Origin of the sequence: Bradyrhizobium sp. DN3, from assembly GCF_041357655.1 — a bacterium.
Classification (GTDB): domain Bacteria; phylum Pseudomonadota; class Alphaproteobacteria; order Rhizobiales; family Xanthobacteraceae; genus Bradyrhizobium.
The window spans coordinates 1-238 of the sequence record NZ_JAULLN010000109.1 but is presented as its reverse complement, the minus strand read 5'-3'; the positions used below and the strand labels follow the sequence as shown (position 1 = coordinate 238).

The 238-nt window shown below is 66.8% G+C and carries 1 protein-coding gene; it reads left to right on the top strand.

Annotated features, from left to right (window positions below; all coding sequences use genetic code 11):
• Positions 1-238: hypothetical protein (locus AAE027_RS39565; protein ID WP_370991186.1), on the top strand; the 238-nt coding region annotated here is incomplete at both ends.

Below are 238 nucleotides of genomic sequence, written 5' to 3'. Positions count from 1 at the left end.
CAATATCGACCAGATCGGCGGCACCATCGACATCAAGAGCGTGGCCGGCGAGGGCAGCTCGGTCACCATCAAGATCCCGCTGACCTTGGCGATCGTCTCGGCCCTGATCGTGGAAGCCGCCGGCGACCGCTTCGCGATCCCGCAGCTCTCGGTGGTCGAGCTGGTGCGCGCCCGCGCCAACTCCGAGCACCGCATCGAGCGCATCAAGGACACCGCGGTCTTGCGCCTGCGCAACAAG